Below are 23,651 nucleotides of genomic sequence, written 5' to 3' on the forward strand. Positions count from 1 at the left end.
CCGGCCGAGCTCGCTGCTCGGCACGGCCGCCGCCGCGCAGACCGGCTCCAGCCGCCGCACCGGCCTCCTCGTGGTCGGCGGCGTGCTGCTGGTCGGGCTGGCCTGGCTCGGCTTCGGCCTGTACCGCAGGCGGTCACGCCTCTGAGGGCAGCCCCGCGGGTGAGCCGCTCGACGGCACCGGCGAAGGCGTGGGCGGCGGGCTGAGCCCGGCCGTGGCCGTCCACGCGGCGACGTACAGGACGAGCCGGGCCGAGAAGTTGATCCACAGCAGCAGCCCGACGATGACCGCGAACGCCCCGTACAGCGGGTTGTTGAGTGTGTGGCTCAGCAGCAGCCCGGCGAGCTGCTTGAGCAACCCGAAGCCGATCGCCCCGAGCAGCGCCCCCTTGGCGATCACCCGGAACGGCTGGGTGGGCGGGGCGACCCAGCCGAGCACGACGGCGAACAGCACCCAGTCGGCGACCAGGCCGGCGAACAGGCCCGTCAGGAAGAGCCCGGCCTTGTTCACCGGCGTGTCGTCCAGGCCGAACAGGTGCACCGCCCAGGTCGTGGCCTGGGTGGCGAACCCGCTCCCCACGACGGAGGCGAGCATCGTGACCCCCAGCAGGACGAGCGAGGCGAGGTCGCGCAGCTTGCCACGGAAGTAGTCCAGCGGCGGCGTCGTGGTCATCGACATCTCCCGCAGCGCCCCGCGCAGCGCGTCCATCGCGCCGAGCCCCGCGTAGAGCAGGCCCAGCAGGCCGATGATCCCGGCCGTGCCCTTGGCGGCGGCGATGCTGGAGACGTCGAGCCGGCCCGAGATGCCGGGAAGCTGCTCCTCGGCGGCCTTGCGCATCGCCTCCATGGCGGCCTGGTCGTTGGCCAGGACGTAGCCGAGCACGGCGAAGCCCAGCGCCAGCAGCGGGAAGAACGACAGGAACGCGAAGTACGTGACCGCGCCGGCCAGCCGGTCGCCCGACTGGAGCTGGTAGCGCTGCACGGTCCGGATCAGGTGGTCGACGGACGGCCTGCGGACCCGCCAGTGCTCCCTCAGGCGGCGCCCGCGCGCCTTCACCGCCTCGATCCGCTCGGACAGGCCCATCGTTCTCGTGCCACCTTTCGCCCCGGTCAGTGGCTCCTGCCCGGCACCTGCCCGTCAAGTCTGCCATCGGGAAGTGTTTTCGCCGTTCAAGGCGGTGCCGCGCGGGACGAGGGGCCCGGCGCGGGTGTCAGGCGAGCGCGGCGGTGACGTGGCGCGCCGCGGCGGCCAGCGCGTCGAGCGCCGCGGGCACGTCGTGGCCCACGAGCCGCCCGCCGCGCTTGACCACCCGCCCGCCGACCAGGACGGTGTCCACGGCGCTGGTGTCGGCGTTGAGGACGATCGCTCCGATCGGGTCGTACGAGGCGGCCATGCCGAGCGTGGCCGTGCTGAGGAGCACGAGGTCGGCCTGCTTGCCCGGCCGCAGCGATCCGGTCACGTCGCCGAGCCCGGCCACCCGGGCGCCGTCGATCGTGGCCATGCGCAGCACGTCCCTGGTGGTGAAGCCCAGCCCGGCGCCGCCCGGCCGGCCGCGCTCCAGCGTGTACGCGGTGCGCATGAGGCTGAACATGTCGCCGGGCGCGCACGTCACGGTGTCGGCGCTGAGCGAGACGGGCGCGCCGGCGGCCTGTGCCCGCCCGGTCACCGGGTAGCCGATGCCGAGCGTCATCTCGTCGATCGGCGAGACCGACACGCCGCCTCCGGCGCCGGCGATGACCTTGAGCTGCTCGTCGTCGTAGTGGTTGGCGTGGACGAACGTCGTGCCGGGCGTGAGGTGCCCGTGGGACTCCAGGAAGGCGAGCCCCCTGGCGGCGCTCTCCGGCCCGTGGCCGCCGAGGTGGGCGGTGACGGGCAGGCCCAGCTCGCGGGCGGTCTCCAGCTCCTCCAGCGCGTGGTCCTCGGGCAGGATCTCCGGCCCGAGCGCGGCCATGACCATGCTGACCAGGCCGGGGGCGGCGAAGTGGACGTCGCGCACGCGGCGGGTCTCCGCGGCCAGCCCGGAGCGCGGCCCGCCGTGGCAGTAGCCGAGGACGGCGCGGACGCCCGAGGCCCGCAGCGCCTCCACGGCGGCGTCGGTGTGCTCGGGCGTGAACTGGACGTGCGACCAGTCCAGCAACGTGGTGACGCCCGCGTCGAGGCACTCCAGGGCGCCCGCGAGGTTGCCGGCGTGGACGTCCTCCGGCCGGAAGGCCGGGGCCAGCTCGCCGAGGACACGCCCGAGGTAGTCGCCGAACGTGGCGTCGGGCATCGTCGCCCGGATGGCGGCCTGCCAGGTGTGCCGGTGGGTGTCGACGAAGCCGGGCAGCACGATCCGCCCCGTCGCGTCGATGACCTCGGCCCCGTCGGCGGGGGCCAGCCCGGGGCCGACCTCCGCGATCCTTCCGTCCCTGATCCGGACGTCGGCCGGCCCGATGACGACCGGCTCCGGCTCGGTGTCGACGACGATCCCATTCCTGATCACTGTTTCCATGTCGAAAAGCTTATTGAATAGCTTTCTGAAAAGCAATCAGCCCACAAGTATCCTCGTCTCATGAAGCATGACGAGGTGGACGGGCTCGTCCCGCGCTGGCGCGAGGCCGGCATGCCGTCGGCCCTGATCTCCGCGCTGGAGCTCAGCAAGCGGACGTCCCGCCTCGACATGCTCTTCCAGGAGGCCGTCAAGGCGGAGCTGGCCGACCTCGGGCTCACCTACGCCGAGTTCGACATCCTGGCCGCGCTGTGCCGCACGCCGCCGCCGCACCGCATGAAGCCGAGCGAGCTGTCCAAGGCCCTCTTCCTGACCTCCGGCGGCACGAGCAACGTGCTCCAGCGCCTGACGGCCGCCGGCTACGTCGAGCGCGCCGCGGACCCCGGCGACGCGCGCAGCCGATGGGTGCGGCTGACGCCCGAGGGGCTGCGCGTGGCCGACGCCGCGCTGGCGGCCTCGGGCAAGGCGCACACCGAGGTGATGGCGGGCGTCCCCGAGGAGGCCGTGCGGCGAGCCGCGGACGCCCTGCGCGAGGTCCTGCTCGCGGTGGGCCGGCGCAGGGTCCGCTGACGACGCGAAGAGCGCCCGGCCCCCTCAGGGGCCGGGCGCCCGATCCGGGCGGCTCGTGGCCGGGCCGGCGTCCGGTCCGTCAGGCCCCGGGCAGGAAGCCGATCCTGTCGCGGACCTGCTCCATCGTCTCCTCGGCCACCTCGCCGGCGCGCCGGGCGCCGATCGCCAGCAGGCGATCGAGCTCCGCCTCGTCGGCGAGCAGCTTCTCGGTACGCTCGCGGATCGGCGTGAACGTGTCGACCACGGCCTCCGCCACGTCCTTCTTGAACGTGCCGTAGCCCTGGCCCTCGTAGCGGGCGACCAGCTCGGGGATGGGCGTGCCGGTCAGCGCCGACTGGATGCGCAGCAGGTTGGACACGCCCGGCTTGTTCTCCTCGTCGAACAGCACCTCCGAGCCCGTGTCGGTGACCGCGCGCATGACCTTCTTGCGCAGCGGGCCGGGCTGGTCGAGCACGTCGAGGATGCCCGCCGGGCTGGAGGACGACTTGGACATCTTGGCCGACGGCTCCTGGAGGTCGGTGATCTTCTCGACCTCCTTGAGGATGTGCGGCTCGGGCAGGGTGAACGTGTCGCCGAAGCGGTGGTTGAAGCGCTGCGCCAGGTCGCGGGTGAGCTCCAGGTGCTGCTTCTGGTCCGCGCCGACCGGGACCCGCTCGGCGTGGTAGAGCAGGATGTCGGCGGCCTGCAGGATCGGGTAGGTGAACAGCCCGACGCTCGCGGCGCTCTCGCCGAACTTGGCGGCCTTGTCCTTGAACTGCGTCATCCGGGCCGCCTCGCCCATGCCGGTCAGGCAGTTGAGCACCCAGGCCAGCTCGCTGTGCTGCCGTACGTGGGACTGCACGAAGACGGTCGAGCGCTCCGGGTCGAGCCCGGCCGCGAAGAGCTGGGCGGCGGCCACGCGGGTGCGGCGGCGCAGGTCGGCCGGGTCGGTCGGCACGGTGATCGCGTGCAGATCGACCACGCAGTAGAAGGCGTCGTGGGTCTCCTGCATCGGGACCCACTGACGGACCGCACCCAGGTAGTTGCCCAGGTGGAAGGAGTCCGCGGTGGGCTGGATGCCGGAAAGAACACGAGGTCTGGCCATGGCACACAATTGTGTCAGGAATCCTGGTCGGGCGGCGACTCAACCGCCAGGCCGCGCTTCACCCTCACCCTGGCGATACGGCGTCCGTCCAGCTCCGTGACGGTCAGCTCGAAGCCGGGGATCTCCACCGTCTCGCCCACCTCGGGGACGTGGCCGAGCATCGCCATGACGAAGCCGCCGAGCGTCTCGTACGGCCCGCTGGGCAGCTTGATGCCGGTCTCGGTGGCGAAGTCGTTGAGATTGGTCAGCCCGTCGATCTCGATCTCGCCGGCCGGGAGGATCACGGTGTCGTCCTCGATGTCGTACTCGTCCCTGATATCGCCGATGAGCTCTTCGACCAGGTCCTCCAGGGTGACGATGCCGGCGGTGCCGCCGTACTCGTCGACCACGATGGCCAGGTGGTGGCCCTCGCCGCGCATCTCCGACAGCGTGGTGAGGATGCGCTTGGAGGCGGGCACGTACTTGACCGGCCTGATCGGCACCAGCTCGCTGATCGGCTCGATGCGGCCGGTCAGCACGGGGTCGAGCAGGTCGCGGACGTGGACGAAGCCGATGACCTCGTCGTACGACTCGTGGTAGACGGGGAAGCGCGAGTGGGGCATCCCGGCGGCGAGCACCGCGGCCTCGGCCAGGGGCGTGTCGGCCTCCATGAACTCCACCTCGGTCCGGGGCAGCATCACCTCGCGCACCTGACGCTTGCCCGCGGCGAACACCTCGGCGATGAGGTTGCGCTCGTCGGTGGTCAGGTCGGTGTGGCCGACCACCATGTCGCGCAGCTCCTCGGTGGTCACCTCCTCCCTGTCGGCATGCGGGTTGCCGCCGAGCAGCTTGACCACGCCGTCGGTGGACTTCGACAGGGCCCAGATCACCGGCCGCGACAGCGCGGCGATCCGGTCGAGGAACGGCGCCACGAACAGTGACAACCCCTCGGCCCGCTGCCGGGCCAGCCGCTTGGGCGCCAGCTCGCCGAGCACCAGCGACACGTACGAGATGGCCAGGGTGACCAGCACCAGCGCGAGCACGGGCGCGACGGCGACCGGCACGCCCCAGCCCTCCAGCACGGGGACGAGCTGGAGGCCGAGCCGGTCGGCGCCGAACGCGGCCGAGAGCATGGTGGCGACGGTCACGCCGATCTGCACGGCCGACAGGAAGCGGTTGGGGTCGCGGGCCAGCTTGGCCACCCGCTCGCCGCGGCGGCCCTGCTCGGCGAGCTTGCGCACCTGGCTCTCGCGCAGGCTGACCATCGCCATCTCCGCGGCCGCGAAGAAGCCGCCCACGAGGATGAAGACCAGGACGAGGGCGATGTTGGCCACGACAGCGTCAAACATGGTGGTTGGCAGCGTACTCAACGCCTTTCGGGCGTATGCTGAACGGCAAGTCGTACATAATCAAACATATTCGCACAGGAGTAGACATCATGAGGCTTCTGGTCACCGGCGGCGCCGGATACGTGGGAAGTGTCGTGGCTGCCCAGCTCGTCGAGGCAGGGCACGAGGTGACGGTGCTGGACGACCTGTCGACCGGCCACGCGGACGCGGTGCCGGACGGCGCCCGGTTCGTCGAGGGCTCGATCACCGAGGCGCACGACGCGCTCGCCGGCGCGGAGGCGGTGCTGCACTTCGCGGCCAAGTCGCTGGTGGGCGAGTCGGTGGAGAAGCCGGGCCTGTACTGGTCGCACAACCTCGGCGGCACGCTGGCGCTGCTGGAGGCCATGCACGAGCAGGGCGTGCGCCGCATCGTGTTCTCCTCGACCGCCGCCACGTACGGCGAGCCGGAGCGCTCCCCCATCCAGGAGAGCGACCCCACGCGGCCGACCAGCCCCTACGGCGCCTCGAAGCTGGCCGTCGACACCGCGCTCACCGCCTACGCCGGCCTGCGCGGCCTCGGCGCGGTGAGCCTGCGCTACTTCAACGTGGCCGGCGCCTACGGCCGCTTCCGCGAGCGGCACGCGATCGAGACCCACCTCATCCCGAACGTGCTGAAGGTCGCCACCGGAGAGCGCGAGTCGGTCAGCGTGTTCGGCACCGACTACCCGACGCCCGACGGCACCTGCGTGCGCGACTACGTCCACGTGAGCGACCTGGCCCGTGCCCACCTGCTGGCGCTCGACGCGGTCCGCGAGGGGCGGCACCAGATCTACAACCTGGGCAGCGGCACCGGCTTCTCCGTGCAGGAGGTCGTCTCGGTCTGCCGCGAGGTCACCGGCCACGACATCCCCGCCGTCGTCGGGCCGCGCCGCGCCGGCGACCCGGCCGTGCTGGTGGCCTCCTCGGAGAAGATCCAGCGCGAGCTGGGCTGGAAGGCCGAGCGGGCGTCGATCCGGGACATCGTCTCCGACGCGTGGACGGCGCTTTCCGGCAAATGACGCATGCGGCGGCGCGATATGTGCTGTGATACCGAAATGTGAGGACCTTTTCACCTAGGGTCACGTCTTCGCCCAGGGTCATGAAGCTGCTCTTCGGCTCAGCCGTCGTGCTGGGCAGCCTCTCGGCCGCCGCCGGAGTCGTGTTCGCCACGGCCTCATCAGCTCCTCATGCCCCCTCGGGGATCTCCTGCCCCGGCACGGGCGAGCGGAACACGCCGTCGCCCTCCGCCTCCGCCGTCCTCCCGTGAGCGTCCGCGCCCGCTGTCCCCGCGCAAAGCGAAGCGCGCGCCCCGCGAACGGGACGCGCGCCGATACGGACGGCTCGATGGGACCGGGGGCCGCCGGGGAGGATCAGATGAGGCCGAGGGACCTGACCGCGTCCCGCTCCTCGACGAGCTCCTGCACGCTGGCGTCGATGCGCTCGCGCGAGAACGCGTCGATCTCCAGGCCCTGGATGATCTCGTACCGGCCGCCGGCCGAGCGGACCGGGAAGGACGAGATGAGCCCCTCAGGCACCCCGTAGGAGCCGTCGGAGACGACCGCCGCCGAGGTCCACTCGGCGCCGTTGACCCAGTCGAAGACGTGGTCGATCGCGGCGTTGGCGGCCGAGGCTGCGCTCGACGCGCCCCGCGCCTCGATGATCGCCGCGCCGCGCTTGGCCACGGTCGGGATGAACGTCTCGCGCAGCCACTCGGCGTCGACCTGCTCGGCCGCGACCTTGCCGCCCACCTCGGCGTGGAACAGGTCGGGGTACTGGGTGGCCGAGTGGTTGCCCCAGATGGTCATGTTCCTGATGTCGGTGACCGGCACCTGAAGCTTGGCGGCGAGCTGGGAGAGCGCGCGGTTGTGGTCGAGGCGGGTCATCGCGGTGAACCGCTCGGCCGGCACGTCCGGGGCGTTCTGCTGGGCGATGAGCGCGTTGGTGTTGGCCGGGTTGCCCACGACGAGGACCCGGATGTCGTCGGCGGCGTGGTCGTTGATCGCCTTGCCCTGCGGCCCGAAGATGCCGCCGTTGGCGCCGAGCAGGTCACCCCGCTCCATGCCGGCCTTGCGCGGCATGGCGCCGACCAGCAGGGCCACGTTGGCGCCGTCGAACGCCACGTCGGGGTTGTCGGTGATCTCGATGCCGGACAGCAGCGGGAACGCGCAGTCGTCGAGCTCCATCGCGGTGCCCTCGGCCGCCTTCACGGCCTGCGGGACCTCCAGCAGGCTCAGCTTGACCGGCACGTCCGCGCCCAGCAGCTGGCCCGACGCGATGCGGAACAGCAGCGCGTAGCCGATCTGACCGGCGGCTCCGGTGACGGTGACCTTGACGGGCGTGGCCATGGCCTTCCCCTAACTCACAGGACGAATCATTGACTTTGGGATGCTACCCGTTCGTCATCCGCAGGGTTCCATCGCGGGCGGCTTCAGCTCCAAGGTGAAGTCCACCTTTGCGAAATACCGGGTCAGCAGTTGCTTCATGACGCCCGTCCGGTAGAAGTCGGCGATCAGGCTCCTGACCGTCTTGCAGGCCCGCACGTCACCGCCCCGGATGCCGACCGCGTAACGCTCGTTGCTCAGCTTCGCGCCGAGAATCTTGAAGCGGAGGCTCTCGCGACCGGCGAAGCCGGCCAGGATCAGATCGTCACCGGGCACGGCGTCGACGCGGCCGCTGCGCAGCAGGTCCATGCATTCGGCGTAGTTGCCGGCCGTGACGGGCTCCACGTCCACCAGGGCCTGCACCTTGCCGACCGAGGGGCTGTTGACCGCGCACACCTTGCGGCCCTTCAGGTCCTCGACCTTCTCGATGCCGGCGCCGTCGTGCACCAGCACGTCCTGGTGGGCCAGGTAGTACGGGCCGGCGAACTCGACGCCGCTGTCGTCGATGGAGTACGTGGCGAGCACCAGATCGACGGAGCCGTCGGCCAGCATGTCGTCGCGGTTGCCGACGGACACCCGGACGAACGTCGGGTTCGCCGCGCCCAGCTCGGCGGCGATCCGCCTGCCCAGCTCCACGTCGAACCCCTCGAACCCGCCGTCGCGCGCCAGGCCGATGCCCGGCAGGTCGCCCTTGACGCCGATCACGAGCCGGCCGGTGCCGGCGACCTTGTCGATGACGCTGGCGAAGGTCCGCGACGGCGTGGGCGTGTCGCCGCCGGACGGGCCCAGGCCCAAGGCGCGCTGCGGCCAGCCGTTGGCCAGGGCGACGACGCTCCCGGCCACGACGAGGGCGAGCACGGTGACCAGGGCGATCCACCACGCCTTGCGGCGGCGGGTCCTCGCCAGGCCGCCGAGCTGGGTGGGCGGCGCGGGCGGCACCCCGGTGTGGCCGACGAGCGCCTTCAGACCCGCGTGCTGGTCGCCCGGATGCTGATCGCCGGCGTGCTGCCCGATGGACTGGTGATCGCCGGGCTGCTGGTCGCCGGGACGCTGGTCGCCAGGGTGCTGGTCGCCGGGGGGCGCCTGCTCACCGGCGGTCGTGGCCCGCGCCTCGGCCGGCAGGGCGGAGGCGTGGAAGAACGAGGTCTCCGCGTCGGCGTCCGCGCCGTGATCGGTCCCGCCGCCCGTGTGCCCGGGAATCCCTCCCTCGCGCACCCCGGAGGTCCCTCCGGTGTACGCGGCGGGCGCGCCGCCTGCCGCACCGGCGTCACGCGCGGAGCCGCCCGTCGTCGTGCGGGGATGCCCCTGAGGCGCCAGGGTCGTCGAGACGCGCAGGAACGGCGTGGTGTCGTCGGTGGCCACCTGCGCGCCACGGGTGAGGACCGCCGTGGACGCCCCGGCCGTCTCCGGCTGGCCGAGCAGCCGGAGCAGGATCTGGTCGGCCGAGGGCCGCTCCTCGGGCGACTTGGACAGCGCCGAGCGCACCACGCTCCGCAGCGGCTCCGGCATCATGCTCACGTCGACCTCGTGGTTGAGGATCCGGTTGAGCACGACCGCGATCGAGTTGCCCTCGAAGGCGGCCTGGCCGGAGGCCGCGAAGGCGATCGTCGCGCCCCACGCGAACACGTCGGTGTAGGGGCCCACGTCGTCGCCGGCGATCTGCTCCGGCGCCATGTAGGCGGGGGTGCCGATGGCCCGGCTGGTGATGGTCCCGGTCGAGTCGATGATGCGGGCGATCCCGAAGTCGACCACGCGCGGCCCGTCGGCGGCGATGAGCACGTTGTCGGGCTTGAAGTCGCGGTGGATGATCGAGGCGTGGTGGATGGCGGTCAGCGCGGTCGCGGTGCCGATGGCCAGCCGGTCGAGCACCGTGCCCCGCAGCGGCCCGTCCGTGTCGACGATGTCCCGCAGGGCGCGCCCGTCGATGTACTCGCTGGCGATGTACGGCGCGTCGCCTTCGAGGTCGGCCTCGATGACCCGGGCGGTGCAGAACGACGCCACCCGCTTGGCGGCCTTGAGCTCCCTGGCGAAGCGCGAGCGCGCGATCGTGTCACCGCTGAACTTGACGTGCAGCAGCTTGATCGCCGCCCGCTCGCCCTGCTCGTCGACGCCCAGGTAGACGATGCCCTGGCCGCCCTCCCCGATCCGTCCGGTCAGCCGGAACGACCCCAGCTCGCCGGGGTCGCCGGTCACCAGCGGCGAGATCTGCGGCATTCGTCTTCCCCACACTGTGCTTACGGCCCGACGAGGCAAACTTTACGACGTGCAGGAAGTTCTCAGGGTGGCGTTAACCGTTCGTGATCCACGCCCGGGTCTTCCTGTCCGCAACGGTGACACGCGACCGCGGCGGAGTCACGCCCAGGGGCCGCACACGTCGTCCAGCACGGACGGGCTGTCCGGGTCCTGCTCGACGGTCCCGGTGGAGGTCCCCCACCAGCGGCTCACCTCGAAGACCAGCTCGACCGGTTCCGCCCGCACGGCCGGGCAGTCCTGGACCTCCCACGTGAGGTCCAGCCGTACCTCCTCACCGGGCGCGAGGACGTGCGGGAAGCGGCCGCCGCCGGTCATCGCCGCCGAGCGCAGGACGAGCCCCTCCGTGCGAACGCCCACCCCGGTCAGCGTGACCGGCGTCCATCCTTCGTTGACGAACCGCCGTGTCTCGTGAGTGGTGGCACTCTCCTCGGACGAGTCCGCAAAGAATGTGAGGCCGCCCCCACGTCCTCCGTCCCCGAGGCGCGGCACCACGGCGCCGCTCGCCCACAGCAGCGCCAGGAGGGCAGGCACCAGCGCCACCGCGACGGGCGCCCATCCGAGCCCGCGCGCCCCGGCTCTTCGCGCTGTGGCGGCTTCGGCCACGAGTCGGTCTGCTATTTCACTAGAAAGCACTAAAAATCCCCCAGGCGTGAGATCCCGGATTCTGCTACTTTCTCCGCCGTGACGAAAGCCGATTCTTGTTAGCGGCGGCGTTCCTCGTCGTGCTGGCGGGGGTGACGATCGGGGGCGTCGTTCTCCTCGCCCGTGAGCCGGTCCTCGCCGCAGAATCGGTGACATTCGCCCGGCGACAGCGCCTGACGCTCACCCCGTACAACGCGGCCGGCGTCGCCCGCAGACTGCGCGCGGACCGGCGATTCCGCTATGCGGGAGCAGGCGCCGGAGCCGCGGTCGCCCTGGCCGCGATGGTCCAGGAATCGTTCCCGACTTCGCCTTACTATACCGTTATCGGGTGGTTTTTCGGTGTAATAGCAGCCGAAATAGCGCGCAGCCGTTCAATGCCGGACCGCGTCCGGCCCGCGGGCATGCGCCTGGCCCCGCGCGCACTCGCCGGCATCTGGCGAGTCGCCGCCGTCCTCGCCTGCGGGATCGCCCTGAGCACCGTCGCTCGCTCGTTCCGCATGGAGGTCGGTGTCGCCGAGCGCCTCGGCGCGACGCTGGCGCTCGCCTCGGTACCGGCCGTCCATCTGCTGGTCAGGGACCTGCACCGGCGCGCCCTGCCCGCCGGGCCGGTGGACCTGGTCGCCGCCCGGCTGGCGCTGCGGGCGCGGTCGGCGCGCGCGCTTCTCGCGGGTGGCACCGCCGTCGCCCTGTGGACCGCGTCCAGCGGCGGCCTGCCCGACTTCCCGTACGTGCTGGGTGACTCCGCCTCGCTCGTCTGCGACGTCCTGCTGCCCCTCCTCGCCCTGATCCACGCGATCAGGCCGTGGCAGGTCACCCCTGAGCGGGCCGCCGGGCGCCCACGAGGGGCGCTGAAGCGCCTGGTGGGCGCGGCCCTCGCCGTCGCGACGACCGTCGGCCTCCTCGCGGGCTGGACCGTCTGGGGGACCGCGCGAGAGCCCCGGTACGGTCCGTATGACGGGAGCGGACAGGACGCCTGGCTGACCGGCCGGACCGTGACTCCCTGGGACTATGTCACGGGCGCGGACGGCTGGGGCGTGCGGCGGGCCGCCGCCGCGACCGCGCCGAGGCCGCCCCTGTCCCCCGTCGGCGAACCGCTCCGGTACGCCCGGCTGGACCGGGAGCGGCAGAGGTGGGAGCTGTCCGCCACACCCGGCTTCCCCCGTGTCCTCGGTCCGGCCGTCGCCCGTCTGACGAGCGGCGGGCCGCGCGGCCGGCCCGCCCCGCTCGCGCTGAGCCGGGACGGCCACCACGTCGCCTACCTCGACGGCGCCTCACGCCGCCTGGTGCTGCTCGACCTCACCACCATGCGCCTGATCCACCTCACCGGCCCGCTGGACGACGAGAGCGTGCCCGAGCCGGCCCTCTCAGCCGACGGCGGCCTGGTGGCGCTGACCTCGGCCGCCGGCGTGGAGCTGGTCGAGGCGCGGACCGGAGCCCGCTCACGCCTGTCCGGCGTGGGCCGCGTCCTCGGCCTGGGTCCCGACGGTGTGGTCGCGACCGCCGGCCGGCGGGCCCTCCCCGGCGCGCCGGGCACCGAGCTCCTGACCCTCGACCGCCGGGGCGCCGCGCTCACCCGCGTCCCCTTCGACCCCACCCTGGACGCGCTGGGCACCCCCGACGGGCGCGCGCTGGCCGTGATCGCCGGAGACGACCTCGTGACGATGGATCCCCGCACCGGCCAGGTGCTCCGGCGCGTCCCGATGCGCCTGCCCGCCCACTACGGGGCGCCGGAGACCGCCGGCTGGTCGGCCGGCGGCAGGCTGCTCGTCAGCGTCGAGACACGGGACCCGGGCCAGGCGAGGCATCACCTGGTCGACCCCGCCACCGGCGGGAGCGGCCCGGCCGATGGCCTGCCCGGCGCCCTGGACGACGCGGTGTTCGGCCGGCTCCGATGAGGGGCCCGTGGACGTACGGCGCGGCCGTGCTGGCCGTCGTGGCGGGAGTCTGGGTGACCGCGCCCGTGTGGTCGCAGCCTCCCGTCCGGTTCGTCCGGCCTGACCAGGGCCCGGTCGTGCCCACGCCGGGCCCGCGCGAGCTCAGGGGCCCCGCTCCCGCGCCCGTACGGTACGCGTACCGGCCGGCCTGCGACGACGGGGCGGAGACGTGCAAGCACTGGGTGCTCGTCTCCACCCGCGGGGAGCGGTGGTGGCTGCCCTACGCCTTCGGCAGCGGCCCGCTCACCCTCAGCCGGGACGGCACGCGTGCCGCCTACTGGCATCCGAAGCAGCACCGGTACGTCGTCGTGGACCTGCTCAAGGGCACCACCACGCCCCTCCCGGTGAAGACGGGCGAGCCGCCCGAGCCTGGCCGGGGCGGGCAGGAACCGATGTTCTCCCCCGACGGTCGGCGCCTCCTGGTGGCCGATGACCGGGACGATGACACGGGTGAGGTCGCCCCGGGCATCACCATGATCGTGGACGTGGCGGGCGGCGGGGTCCGTCGCCTGCCGCGGGGCGAGCGGGCCCTCGGATGGACCGACCGCGGCCCGGCCCTCGTGAACGTCAAGCCCTCCGGCCGCTTCCCCGGGCACGTCACCTCCGGCTCGTACGTCGTCCGGTCGGCGGACGGTGACGTGGTGAGCCGCGCCGAGCTGCCCGGCCATCTGGCCACGACGGCCGTCCCCTCACCGGCCGGGGACACGCTGGCCACGGTCGCCACCGAGTCCACGCCGGGCGGGCCCGTGCCACGCGGCGTCGTCCTGACCGACGCGCGCCGGGAGCGGCCCGCGCGCACCGTCGTGCCGCGGCTGCCCGCCGGGTGGCGCGTCCGCGCGATCCTGCGCTGGGAGAGCGAAGACGCGCTCCTCACCGAGACCCGCGGCCCCCATGGCGAGGTCGCCTGCCACCTGCTGAGCCCGGCCGACGGGACCATGACCCCGCTGCGGCTGGACGCGCCGTCGCCGATCGTGGTGGGCACACTGCGATAACTGGGAGCTAGTACGGCAGGGCGCGGGTCGTGTACGTGGTGCGCAGGAACGGGTCCTTGAACTTGGGGAACGCCACCGTCGTCACGTCTCCGTCCGAGGTGTAACGCATGTCCGGGTTGTTCTTCAACCAGTCGAGCCACGCCGTGGAGCAGAACTGCGCGCAGTCGCCCTTCTTGTCCATGGCCCGGATGCGCGGGATGCCGAGCGGGTCGAAGGAGCGGCTGAACGGCGACGGCGCCGGGGTGTAGCCGGCCAGGAAGACGCCGGCGTGCTCGTACGACACGTCGCCCAGCTTGCCCCGGGCCGCCCATTCCTTCCGGCTCGGCTGGTTGCCGTACGGCAGGGCCAGCGTGACGGGCTTGACGTAGGCGAGGGCGCCGATCTGCTGGGCGATCGAGCCGATCTGCTCCTCGACCTCCTTCTTCGACTTGCCGCGCAGGTTGACGTGGTCGCGCGTGTGGTTGCCGATGTCGAAGCCGTTCTGCTTGAGCCAGAGCAGCATCTCCGCCTGCTCCTCGCGCACGGTCTTGCCGAACATGTCGCGCGTCACGTAGAACGTCGCCACCGGCCGGAACCCGGGGTGCCTGGCCGCCACCTCGCGCAGGATCGCGACCGCGGTGTCCGGCTTGGGATTGCCGACCTCGTCCAGGGAGAGCTGCGACGGCGAGGAGTCGTCGAAGGTCAGCACGGCCGGGTGTGTCCCGGCGGGGATGTCCATCTTGCCGGTGACGAACTCGGCCGCGGTGACCGGCACGTAGCCGTCGGCGGCGAGCCGTTCGAGATCGGAGCGGAACTGCTCCGGAGTCCTGTCGTCCGTCGTCGTCGGGTTCCTGATGACCCGGTGGAACATCAGCACCGGCACCTGGCCGAGCTCGTTCGCCTTGACCTTGGCCGCGGCGGCGACCTTGGCCGCCCGGGTCTGTTTGGTCTGGGCCGCCGTGTCGGCCTTGCCGCTGCTGGACGTGGGAGCGGGCTCGCTGCCGCAGCCACCCGCGATCACGACCACCGCCGCCAGGCCCACTCCGCTCAAGACACGCAGTCGCATCCGAACCCCCCGAGACGCGTACGACTCCTTGGGGAGGCTCCTACCCTGGTGATCAACTACGCCACGCCCGCCGGAACCCCAAGAGATGGCCCCGAACAGCGAAAAGGGCCGCCCGGAGGCGGCCCTTCCCCAACGGGACGATCAAGCCATCTTCTTCTTGAGGTTCTCGTCCAGCGCGGCCAGGAAGTCCTGGGTGGTGAGCCACTCGGCGTCGCCGCCGACCAGCAGCGCCAGGTCCTTGGTCATCTGACCGCCTTCGACGGTCTCGATGCAGACCCGCTCCAGCGTGTCGGCGAACTCGGTCACCGCGGGGGTGTTGTCGAGCTTGCCCCGGTGGGCGAGGCCGCGGGTCCACGCGAAGATCGACGCGATCGGGTTCGTGGAGGTCGGCTTGCCCTGCTGGTGCTGGCGGTAGTGCCGGGTCACCGTGCCGTGGGCGGCCTCGGCCTCGACGGTGCGCCCGTCGGGCGTCATCAGGACCGACGTCATCAGGCCCAGCGAGCCGAAGCCCTGCGCGACCGTGTCGGACTGGACGTCGCCGTCGTAGTTCTTGCACGCCCAGACGTAGCCGCCCTCCCACTTCAGGGCCGCGGCGACCATGTCGTCGATCAGGCGGTGCTCGTACGTCAGGCCGGCCTTCTCGAAGTCGGCCTTGAACTCGCTCTCGTACACCTCGGCGAAGATGTCCTTGAAGCGGCCGTCGTACGCCTTGAGGATCGTGTTCTTCGTCGAGAGGTAGACCGGGAAGTTGCGGGACAGGCCGTACCGCATGGACGCCCGCGCGAAGTCACGGATCGACTCGTCCAGGTTGTACATCGCCAGCGCGACGCCCGGGCCGGGGAAGTCGTAGACGTCCAGCTCGATCGGCTCGGAGCCGTCCTTCGGGGTGAACGTCAGGGTCAGCGTGCCCTCGCCGGGGACCTTGAGGTCGGTGGCGCGGTACTGGTCGCCGAACGCGTGACGGCCGACGACGATCGGCTTGGTCCAGCCGGGCACCAGCCGCGGCACGTTCGACATGATGATCGGCTCGCGGAAGATGACGCCGCCGAGGATGTTGCGGATGGTGCCGTTCGGCGACCGCCACATCTTCTTCAGGCCGAACTCCTCCACCCGCGCCTCGTCCGGAGTGATCGTGGCGCACTTCACACCCACGCCGTACTGCTTGATGGCGTTGGCGGCGTCGATCGTGACCTGGTCGTCCGTGGCGTCACGGTGCTCGATGCCGAGGTCGTAGTACTTCAGGTCGACGTCGAGGTAGGGAAGGATCAACTGTTCCTTGATGAACTGCCAGATGATCCGGGTCATCTCGTCGCCGTCAAGCTCGACGACCGGACCCTCCACCTTGATCTTGGGCATGCGAATGGTTCCCCTTCAATGAATTGATGCGTCGAGGCTATCGGACGGCCAAGTCAGCGTGCGAAAAGGGACATGATGAGGGCCTTGAGCTCGTTGTTCCCCAGCAACAGGGAGGTCAGCACGAGCACGAAGCCGAACACGCCCAGCGTGACGGCGTCCGTCCTTCTGCTACGCACGGCCAGCACGCCGCCGTACCCCGCGAAGCGCAGGGCAGCGGCCACCATCACCGCGCCGCCCAGCGCGAACCCGCCCCACCGCGGGTCCACGAACAGGGTCACGGCGACGGCCACGACCGCACCCGCCAGGATCAGCGGGTACGGTCCCCAGCTCTCGTCCGACTGAGTCACCTCTCCTCGATCGGCTTCCACTTCTGGTCCCGCTCTCCGATGTACTCGCTGTCGGGACGGATCAGGCGGTTGTCGGCGTGCTGCTCGATCACGTGGGCCGTCCAGCCCGCCATGCGGCTGATCGAGAAGACCGGCGTGAACAGGTCGGTCGGGATGCCGAGGTAGTGGTAGACCGTCGCGGCGTAGAAGTCGACGTTCGGGTAGAGGCCCTTCGTGTCGAAGACGACCTCCTCCATCTCCTTCGACATCCGGTAGTACGTGTCGTCCCCGGACGCCTCCGCCAGCTCCTGCGACATCCGGCGCAGATGCGTGGCCCGCGGGTCCTCGGTCTTGTAGACGCGGTGGCCGAAGCCCATGATCTTCTCGCCCGCGGCCAGCTTCTCGCGGACCGAGCTCGCCACGTCGCCGGGCGAGATCGACTCCAGGGTCTTCATGACCTGCTCGTTCGCGCCGCCGTGCAGCGGGCCCTTGAGCGTGCCGATGGCGGCGACGATCGCGGAGTGCATGTCGGACAGCGTGGCGGCGCACACCCGGGCGGCGAACGTCGAGGCGTTCATCGTGTGGTCGGCGTGCAGCACCAGGCAGGCGTCGAAGAGCTCCACCTCCCGGGCGCCGGGCTCGCGGCCGGTGACCTGGAGAAGGAAGTTCGCCGCGATGCTGAGCCCCGGGTCCGGGTCCGGCGCGCTGCCGCCGGTGCGGGCCGCGTGGTAGCGGGCCACGAGCAGCGGCTGCTGGGCGGTCAGACGGGCGGCCTTGCGCAGGTTCGCCTCGGGGGCGATCGAGTCGCGGTCGGGATCGTCCGCGGCGGTCAGCGAGACGAGGCTGCGCAGCGCCTCCATGGGTTTCTGCTTCTCGGCGATCTCGGCGATGTTCGCCGCGGCGAGCGCGCCCAGCTCTCGGCCTCGCACCAGCTCGGCCCCGAAGGCGTCGAGCTCCTCCCGGGTGGGCAGCTTGCCCCGCTGGAGCAGATGCGCGGTCTCTTCGAACGTCGCTCTGCCTGCCAGGTCGTGGATGTCGTATCCCCGGTAGAACAGGCGACCGGCCTTACCGTCGATGTCGCTCAACGCTGTGGACGCGGCTACGACGTCGGCCAGGCCTTTCGTGGGCTTGTCCGCCATGAGTCTTTCCTCCGGTTATCTTCGGTGGAAGTCTACCCGTGAGCAGGCAAAACCGTCTGCGAAGGTCCAGACCAATTTCACGCGTCATTCTCCTTATGGCAAAGGCGATTCCCCATCCCCTCGTTTGGGTAAGCCGGAGCTGTAGTAACAGTTACGGCGGGCTACCTGGGGAGGAACTGCCGTGGAGGGGCCGTTCATACGCGTCGAGGACACCGGTGAGGTCGTCCCGTTGCGCCCCGAGATCACGACGGTGGGGAGGGGCCGCGGTGTCGACATCCGGCTGACCGATCCCAGCGTGTCTCGACTCCATGCCGAGTTCGTCAGGCGAGGACCCTACCTGTACGTCGTTGACCTGGGCCTGTCCCGCAACGGCACGCGGGTGAATGGCAGGCCGATCGCCCGGAGGGTCCTGGACGACGGCGACGTCGTCTCCTTCGGAGCGGCGCGCGGTCGCATCGGCGGCGTTCCCCGCGAGGACTTCGCTCCCGAGGTCGAGCTCCGCAGGGCGGCGGCCCCCGAGCTGACCAGACGCGAGGTCGACGTGCTGACCTCGCTCTGCCGGCCGGCGCTGTCCGACGAGGCGTTCGTGGCCCCGGCGACGGCGCGGGAGATCGCCGACGACCTGGTCGTGACGGAGGCCGCGGTCAAGCAGCACCTGCTGCGGCTGTACCAGAAGTTCCGCATCCCGGAGGGCACCAACCGGCGCACCCGGCTGGCCAACGAGGTCGTCGCGCTGGGCCTGGTCCGGCCGACCCCCGTGGTCCCGCCGCAGCGCACGGGCACCCCGGCCGACCAGCCGTCCGCGGCGGGCCGCCGGGCCTCGTAGGTGCTCTAGGCGAAGCGGATCGCGATCGGCGCCTCGGCGAGGGGCGCCGGCAGCGTCAGCGGATCGGAGCCGGGCGTCAGCGTGCCCAGCACCCGTGCCCCGGTGGCGCCCGTGCAGCTCGGCACCGTGGCGGGCAGTCCGTGCGCGGTCAGCCAGCCGAACAGCGAGAAGGCGATCGCCTCCTTGGCCCCGGCGGGAACGCCGAGCTCGTCGCTGGTCACCAGCCGGGCGCCCGGCACGCGGGCGCGCAGCATGCCCATGAGCGTGGGGTTGCGGACGCCGCCGCCCGACACGACCACCGTGTCGAGCCGGTGCCGGCGGATCTCCGCCGCCACGGTCTCGGCGGTCAGCGCCGTCAGCGTGGCCACCAGGTCCGGGAGGGGCAGGTCCGCCTTGACGTAGCCCGGGGCGAACAACTCTTTACCGGTCGATTTCGGCGGCTCCTTGGCGTAGTACGGCTCGGCGAGCAGCTCCGCGAGCAGGCTCTCGTTCACGGTCCCGGCCGCGCCGAGCGCGCCGTCCTCGTCGTACGGCGGGGCGGCCGCGTCGATGAGCGCGCACGCGGGGCCGGTGTCGTAGGCGAGGGCCGGCTCGCGCACGGTCAGGTTGGCGATGCCGCCCAGGTTGAGCGCGCCGGAGCGGCCCGGCAGCCCGGCCATGAGCAGCAGGTCGAGGTACGAAACGAGCGGCGCGCCCTGCCCGCCGGCCGCGACGTCGCGCGCCCGGACGTCCGACACGACCGGCAGGCCGGTGCGCTCGGCGATCCAGGCGGGCTGGCCGAGCTGGAGCGTGCCCCTGACCCGGCCGTCCTCGACCCAGTGGAAGAGCGTCTGGCCGTGTGAGCAGATCAGGTCGGCCCGCGGCGCGTGCCCGGCGGCCTCGGCGAACGCCTGGCCGATGAGGGTGTCGAGCGCGCACACCTCGCCCATGTCCACCCGGTTCGGCGGCAGGGCGGCCACGATGCGGGCCCTCAGGCCGGGCTCGTACGGCTCCTCGCCGGTGTGCTCGACCACACCGGTGAGTGTTCCGCCGGACAGCGACCAGTCGACGACGGCGCTGTCGATGCCGTCGTGCGACGTGCCGGAGATGAGGCCGAGAACCCGCATCGCGCTCCTTCGGAATCGGTTACAGCACCACGAAGCCGTTGCTGGGCTTGCTGGTCCGGTTGACCCGGTCCACGGCCACCACGTGGTAGTGGTCTCCGCGCTTGCCCTCCGGGTCGAGCCAGCGCACCTGCCGGTCGCCGGGGACGACGGCGACGAGGTTGCGCGCGTCGTCGAACGCGCCCGCGGCGGGCCGCCCGGAGAAGCGGAAGATCGCGAACTGGAACGGCTCGTCGTGCCCGGTCGCGACCGCGCGCACCTCGACCCCGCCGGGGCGGCGCAGCGCGTAGGCGAGCACGGGGCGGCGCGGCGGCTCGCCGTCGGCCAGGCGCGGCAGCACGGGCGCCAGGGCGGGACGCGTGTAGTGGTTGGTGACCGCCGTGCTGATCGAGCCGATGCGGTCCGCGCGCACGTCGTTGGCGTTGTACCAGATGTCGCCCGACACCTGCGGGTGGGCGCGGTTGAGCGTGAGGTGGTCGGACAGCTCCGCCGGGTCCTGCCAGTCGACGGCCTGCGCCGGGTCGCCGGCCTTGTAGGCGGCCTGGCCGATCCACAGCAGCGTGTTCGTGCCGTCGGCCACGCTCGCCCACCACGGCACGAGCTTGGAGTAGTCGGCGGGCGGCTGGCCCATGTACCAGTAGAGCTGGGGCGCGATGTAGTCGAGCCAGCCCTTCTTCACCCAGCCGCGGGTGTCGGCGTGCAGCCCGTCGTACGACTGGCCGCCGTTGGTGTCGGAGCCGAGCGGGTCGCTGGCCTTGTTCCGCCAGATGCCGGACGGGCTGATGCCCCAGGCGACCTCCGGCTTGACCTCGCGTACGCGCTGCTGCATCTCCGAGACCATGAGGTCGACGTTGTGCCGCCGCCAGGTGGCCAGGTCGGGGAAGCCGGCGCCGTACTGGGCGAAGGCGGCGCTGTCGTCGAAGGCCGTGGTGTTGGTCGGGTAGAAGTAGTCGTCGAAGTGCAGGCCGTCGATGTCGTAGCGGGTGAGCGCGTCGAGCATGGCGTCCTGGCAGAACTTGCGGACCTCCGGCAGGCCGGGGTTGTAGTACAGCTTGCCGCCGAACGGCAGGATCCACTCGGGGTGCTTGCGGCCCGGGTGGTCGGGGTGCAGCTTGGCGGGGTCGGTCTGCATCGACACGCGGTACGGGTTGAACCAGGCGTGGAAGCCCAGGCCGCGCTTGTGCGTCTCGGCCACGGCGAAGCCGAGCGGGTCGTAGCCGGGGTCCTGCCCCTGGACGCCGGTGAGCCAGTGCGACCACGGCTCGAACGACGACGGCCAGAACGCGTCGGCGGTCGGCCGGATCTGCACGAACACGGAGTTGAGCCTGCGCTGCACGGCCAGGTCGAGCCAGGCGATGAGCTCCGCCTTCTGCTCGTCGGCGGACAGCCCCTGCTTCGAGGGCCAGTTGATGTTGGCCACCGACGCGATCCACATGCCGCGCATCTGGTGCAGCGGCGGGACGTACGCGGCCTCCGAGGCGGTCGTGGTGGCGGTGGGGGTCGTGGTGGGATCGGCGTAGGCGGGCAGCGGCACCGCGGACGCGGCGGCGGCGAGGGCGAGACCCTTGAGGAGTGTCCTTCTGCTCGGCATGGGGGGTGGCCTCTCGGAAGCGGTTGTGTCGAGGGCGACGATGACAGAAAATTACCTTCAGTTCAATAATCGTGAAGGAAAATGCCGCGCACGCCGTCCCCCGGCGTCACGGGAGATCATCGTCAGCCACAGCCGCCTGGTCCCGGGACCGGCGTAGGAGGTCCCATGAGCACTGACCTGTACGGGCTCGCGTCCGCCGTGCTGCAACCCGGCTACGACGGCGTCGAGGTCCCGGACTGGATGCGCCGGGCACTCGGGGAGGGCCTCGGCGGGGTGGTGCTGTTCGCCCGCAACCGCCCGGACGCCGAGGTGGTGCGGCGCCTGCGCGCCGAGAGCCCCGACGTGGTGGTGGCCGTCGACGAGGAGGGCGGCGCGGTGACCCGGCTGGAGGTCGAGCACGGCAGCTCGTTCCCCGGCAACCGCGCCCTCGGCGTCGTGGACGACGTGCACCTGACCGAACGGGTCGCCCGCCAGATCGGCCGGATGCTCGCCGAGGCCGACATCACGCTCGACTACGCGCCCTCGGCCGACGTCAACGCCAACCCCGACAACCCCGTCATCGGCGTCCGCTCGTTCGGCCCCGACCCGGACCTCGTGGCCCGCCACACGGCCGCCTACGTACGGGGCGTGCAGGGCGCCGGGGTCGCGGCCTGCGCCAAGCACTTCCCCGGCCACGGCGACACCACCACCGACTCGCACCTGGCACTGCCCACCGTGCACATCTCGCGGGAGGTGCTCTCGGAGCGCGACCTGCCGCCGTTCCGCGCCGCCGTCGAGGCCGGCGTCCAGTCGATCATGAGCGGTCACCTGCTCGTCCCGGCGCTCGACCCCGAGAGGCCCGCGACGCTCAGCCGTACCATCCTGACCGACCTCCTCAGGGGCGAGCTCGGCTACGACGGGATGCTCGTCACGGACGCCATCGAGATGCGGGCGGTCGCCGCGATGCACTCCCCCGGCGAGATCGCGGTGCGCGCGCTCGCGGCCGGGGCCGACGCCATCTGCGCCGGCCTGGTCACCGAGCGGGGCCTCGCCGAGCTGCGCGACGCCATCGTGGCCGCCGTCCGCGAGGGCGTCCTGCCCGAGGAGCGCCTGGCGGAGGCGGCGGCCCGGGTGCGCGCGGTCTCCCGCTGGTACGGCGCCCAGGCGGCGGCCCGCGAGAAGGCCGTCGCCGACGCCGACCCCGGCGCGGGGCTGGAGGCGGCCCGGGCGGCGTTGACCACGACCGGCACGGCCCGGCTCACCCGGCCGCCGCTCGTCGTGGAGGTCAACACCCGGCTCAGCCAGGCCGTGGACCCGTCCATGCCGACGGGACTCACGGCGGCGCTGGCCGAGCTGCTGCCCGGGACCGAGCGGGTGCGGATGACGGACGAGGGCACGCTGCCACCGCTCAGTGATCGGCCCGTCGTGCTGGCCGTCCATGACGCGGCCCGGCACGCCTGGGTGCGGGAGCGGGTGGAGCAGGCCGTACGGGTGCGGCCGGACACGATCGTGGTGGACACCGGCATCCCGGGCCCGCCCCAGGGGGCGGCACACGTCGCCACGCACGGCATCTCACGTGTGTCGGCGCGCGCGGCGGCGGAATGGCTGACCCGATGACCACCGCGCGCAAGGCCGCGACCGCCTCGCCTGCCGAACCCGCCAACCCGTCCGCCGCCGTCCGGGCCGTGCTGCCGTCCCTCACCCCGGCGGCGCGGGCCATCGCGCGCATCATCCTCGACGACCCCGAGCTGGTGGTACGGAGCACGATCACCGAGTTCAGCGTGGTGTCCGGCACCAGCGAGGCGACGATCGTCCGCACCGCCCGGGTGCTCGGCTACAGCGGCTACTCCCAGCTCAGGTTCGCGCTGGCGGCGGCCGTGGCGGTCGCCAAGGAGCCCGAGCGCCTCGTACCCGGCGACCTCGGCCCCGAGGACCCGCTCACCGACGTGATCGCCAAGGTGGCACGGGCCGAGTCGGAGGCCCTGGCGGACACGGCCGCGCAGCTCGACCCCGGCCAGCTCGGCGAGGTGGTGACCGCCATCGCCGCCGCCCGCCGCGTGGACGTCTACGGAGTCGGCGCGTCGGGACTGGTGGCCACGGACATGTCACAGAAGCTGCTGCGGATCGGCCTGTCGAGCCACCCGTTCGCGGACGCCCACCTGGCACTGACCAGCGCCGCCCTGCTCAGGGAGGGTGACGTGGCGGTGGCCATCAGCTGCAGCGGCGAGACGCCGGACGTGCTCGTCCCGGCCCGCACGGCCGCCGAGGCCGGCGCCCTGGTCGTCGGCATCACCAACAACCCGCGCTCGACGCTGGCGGGACTGGCCCATCACACCATGGTGTCGGCGGGCCGCGAGACCGCCTTCCGCCCGGGGGCACTGGCCAGCCGCATCAGCCAGCTCCTGATCGTGGACTGCGTGTTCGTGGGCCTGGCCCAGCGCACGTACGACACGGCGGACGCCGCCATCCGCGCCACCCGCGAGGCCACGGACCGCTACCGCCTCCGCTGACCCCCACCTCAACCCTCAGCCCGAAGCCCCAGAAACCCAAGCCCCAAACACCGAAACCCCAAAGGCATGGCCCTCGCTCCGCTCGGAC

21 protein-coding genes are annotated in these 23,651 nt (G+C 72.0%); 8 read left to right on the forward strand and 13 right to left on the reverse strand.

Going from position 1 to position 23,651, the window contains the following annotated elements; translation table 11 throughout:
* Positions 1-133 precede the first annotated feature (133 nt).
* Both ABZS51_RS19085 and ABZS51_RS19090 read right to left on the reverse strand, forming a co-directional pair.
* Positions 134-1,081 (reverse strand): YihY/virulence factor BrkB family protein, encoded by a 948-nt coding sequence (locus ABZS51_RS19085; protein WP_310708344.1) that lies wholly within the window; start codon positions 1,079-1,081, stop codon positions 134-136.
* 127 nt (positions 1,082-1,208) lie between these two features.
* On the reverse strand, positions 1,209-2,489 hold the full coding sequence (locus ABZS51_RS19090; RefSeq protein WP_355442447.1) for an amidohydrolase family protein: 1,281 nt from the start codon (positions 2,487-2,489) through the stop codon (positions 1,209-1,211).
* A 60-nt stretch (positions 2,490-2,549) separates the two neighbouring features.
* Between ABZS51_RS19090 and ABZS51_RS19095 the strand changes: the two genes are divergently transcribed.
* Positions 2,550-3,056: a MarR family transcriptional regulator gene (locus ABZS51_RS19095; protein WP_310708346.1), complete on the forward strand. Its 507-nt coding sequence runs from the start codon at positions 2,550-2,552 to the stop codon at positions 3,054-3,056.
* 79 nt (positions 3,057-3,135) lie between these two features.
* Here ABZS51_RS19095 and trpS read toward each other — a convergent pair whose 3' ends face one another.
* Together trpS and ABZS51_RS19105 are read right to left on the reverse strand one after the other, a co-directional pair.
* On the reverse strand, positions 3,136-4,140 hold the full coding sequence (trpS, locus tag ABZS51_RS19100) for a tryptophan--tRNA ligase (protein WP_355442450.1): 1,005 nt from the start codon (positions 4,138-4,140) through the stop codon (positions 3,136-3,138).
* Between the two features lie 14 nt (positions 4,141-4,154).
* On the reverse strand, positions 4,155-5,468 hold the full coding sequence (locus tag ABZS51_RS19105) for a hemolysin family protein (RefSeq protein WP_355442453.1): 1,314 nt from the start codon (positions 5,466-5,468) through the stop codon (positions 4,155-4,157).
* A gap of 89 nt (positions 5,469-5,557) precedes the next feature.
* On the opposite strand from ABZS51_RS19105, the gene galE reads away from it, so the two are divergent.
* On the forward strand, positions 5,558-6,505 hold the full coding sequence (gene galE, locus ABZS51_RS19110) for a UDP-glucose 4-epimerase GalE (protein ID WP_355442456.1): 948 nt from the start codon (positions 5,558-5,560) through the stop codon (positions 6,503-6,505).
* A gap of 80 nt (positions 6,506-6,585) precedes the next feature.
* Positions 6,586-6,753, forward strand: a complete 168-nt coding sequence (locus tag ABZS51_RS19115) for a hypothetical protein (RefSeq protein ID WP_310708350.1) — start codon at positions 6,586-6,588, stop codon at positions 6,751-6,753.
* 103 nt (positions 6,754-6,856) lie between these two features.
* Here ABZS51_RS19115 and ABZS51_RS19120 read toward each other — a convergent pair whose 3' ends face one another.
* The 3 genes from ABZS51_RS19120 to ABZS51_RS19130 form a co-directional block, all read right to left on the reverse strand.
* The gene (locus ABZS51_RS19120) at positions 6,857-7,831 is read right to left on the reverse strand and encodes a malate dehydrogenase (RefSeq protein ID WP_310708351.1); all 975 of its coding nucleotides are present in this window, start codon (positions 7,829-7,831) and stop codon (positions 6,857-6,859) included.
* A gap of 54 nt (positions 7,832-7,885) precedes the next feature.
* Positions 7,886-10,081: a serine/threonine-protein kinase gene (locus tag ABZS51_RS19125; protein ID WP_355442460.1), complete on the reverse strand. Its 2,196-nt coding sequence runs from the start codon at positions 10,079-10,081 to the stop codon at positions 7,886-7,888.
* Between the two features lie 138 nt (positions 10,082-10,219).
* Positions 10,220-10,477: a hypothetical protein gene (locus tag ABZS51_RS19130; RefSeq protein ID WP_355442463.1), complete on the reverse strand. Its 258-nt coding sequence runs from the start codon at positions 10,475-10,477 to the stop codon at positions 10,220-10,222.
* Between the two features lie 659 nt (positions 10,478-11,136).
* Between ABZS51_RS19130 and ABZS51_RS19135 the strand changes: the two genes are divergently transcribed.
* Positions 11,137-12,657, forward strand: a complete 1,521-nt coding sequence (locus ABZS51_RS19135) for a hypothetical protein (protein ID WP_355442466.1) — start codon at positions 11,137-11,139, stop codon at positions 12,655-12,657.
* A complete protein-coding gene (locus tag ABZS51_RS19140) occupies positions 12,654-13,688 on the forward strand; it encodes a hypothetical protein (RefSeq protein ID WP_355442469.1) in 1,035 nt (344 codons plus the stop codon). The genes ABZS51_RS19135 and ABZS51_RS19140 overlap by 4 nt, the downstream gene beginning before the upstream one ends.
* 7 nt (positions 13,689-13,695) lie before the next feature.
* Here ABZS51_RS19140 and ABZS51_RS19145 read toward each other — a convergent pair whose 3' ends face one another.
* From ABZS51_RS19145 to ABZS51_RS19160, 4 genes are all read right to left on the reverse strand, one after another.
* A complete protein-coding gene (locus ABZS51_RS19145) occupies positions 13,696-14,733 on the reverse strand; it encodes a polysaccharide deacetylase family protein (RefSeq protein WP_355442472.1) in 1,038 nt (345 codons plus the stop codon).
* Between the two features lie 141 nt (positions 14,734-14,874).
* On the reverse strand, positions 14,875-16,089 hold the full coding sequence (locus ABZS51_RS19150; RefSeq protein ID WP_310708357.1) for an NADP-dependent isocitrate dehydrogenase: 1,215 nt from the start codon (positions 16,087-16,089) through the stop codon (positions 14,875-14,877).
* Between the two features lie 53 nt (positions 16,090-16,142).
* Positions 16,143-16,436: a DUF3017 domain-containing protein gene (locus ABZS51_RS19155; RefSeq protein WP_355442475.1), complete on the reverse strand. Its 294-nt coding sequence runs from the start codon at positions 16,434-16,436 to the stop codon at positions 16,143-16,145.
* Positions 16,433-17,554 carry a citrate/2-methylcitrate synthase gene (locus ABZS51_RS19160; RefSeq protein ID WP_310708359.1) on the reverse strand — a complete coding sequence of 374 codons (1,122 nt, stop codon included), beginning with the start codon at positions 17,552-17,554 and terminating at the stop codon, positions 16,433-16,435. The genes ABZS51_RS19155 and ABZS51_RS19160 overlap by 4 nt, the downstream gene beginning before the upstream one ends.
* 181 nt (positions 17,555-17,735) lie before the next feature.
* On the opposite strand from ABZS51_RS19160, the gene ABZS51_RS19165 reads away from it, so the two are divergent.
* Positions 17,736-18,380 (forward strand): FHA domain-containing protein, encoded by a 645-nt coding sequence (locus tag ABZS51_RS19165; RefSeq protein WP_310708360.1) that lies wholly within the window; start codon positions 17,736-17,738, stop codon positions 18,378-18,380.
* Positions 18,381-18,385: 5 nt separating this feature from the next.
* Here the strand turns inward: ABZS51_RS19165 and ABZS51_RS19170 are convergent, their stop codons facing one another.
* The gene (locus tag ABZS51_RS19170; protein ID WP_355442479.1) at positions 18,386-19,486 is read right to left on the reverse strand and encodes an anhydro-N-acetylmuramic acid kinase; all 1,101 of its coding nucleotides are present in this window, start codon (positions 19,484-19,486) and stop codon (positions 18,386-18,388) included.
* A gap of 19 nt (positions 19,487-19,505) precedes the next feature.
* Complete coding sequence (locus ABZS51_RS19175; RefSeq protein WP_355442482.1) at positions 19,506-21,074, reverse strand: family 10 glycosylhydrolase; 1,569 nt, start codon at positions 21,072-21,074, stop codon at positions 19,506-19,508.
* A gap of 165 nt (positions 21,075-21,239) precedes the next feature.
* Here ABZS51_RS19175 and ABZS51_RS19180 point away from each other — a divergent pair, with 165 nt between their 5' ends.
* Complete coding sequence (locus ABZS51_RS19180; protein WP_355442485.1) at positions 21,240-22,670, forward strand: glycoside hydrolase family 3 protein; 1,431 nt, start codon at positions 21,240-21,242, stop codon at positions 22,668-22,670.
* Positions 22,655-23,563, forward strand: coding sequence for a MurR/RpiR family transcriptional regulator (locus tag ABZS51_RS19185; protein ID WP_355442487.1), 909 nt, complete (start codon positions 22,655-22,657; stop codon positions 23,561-23,563). The genes ABZS51_RS19180 and ABZS51_RS19185 overlap by 16 nt, the downstream gene beginning before the upstream one ends.
* Positions 23,564-23,651 lie beyond the last annotated feature (88 nt).

It is taken from the genome of Nonomuraea sp. NPDC005501, from assembly GCF_040605905.1.
In the GTDB taxonomy this organism is placed as follows: Bacteria; Actinomycetota; Actinomycetes; order Streptosporangiales; family Streptosporangiaceae; genus Nonomuraea.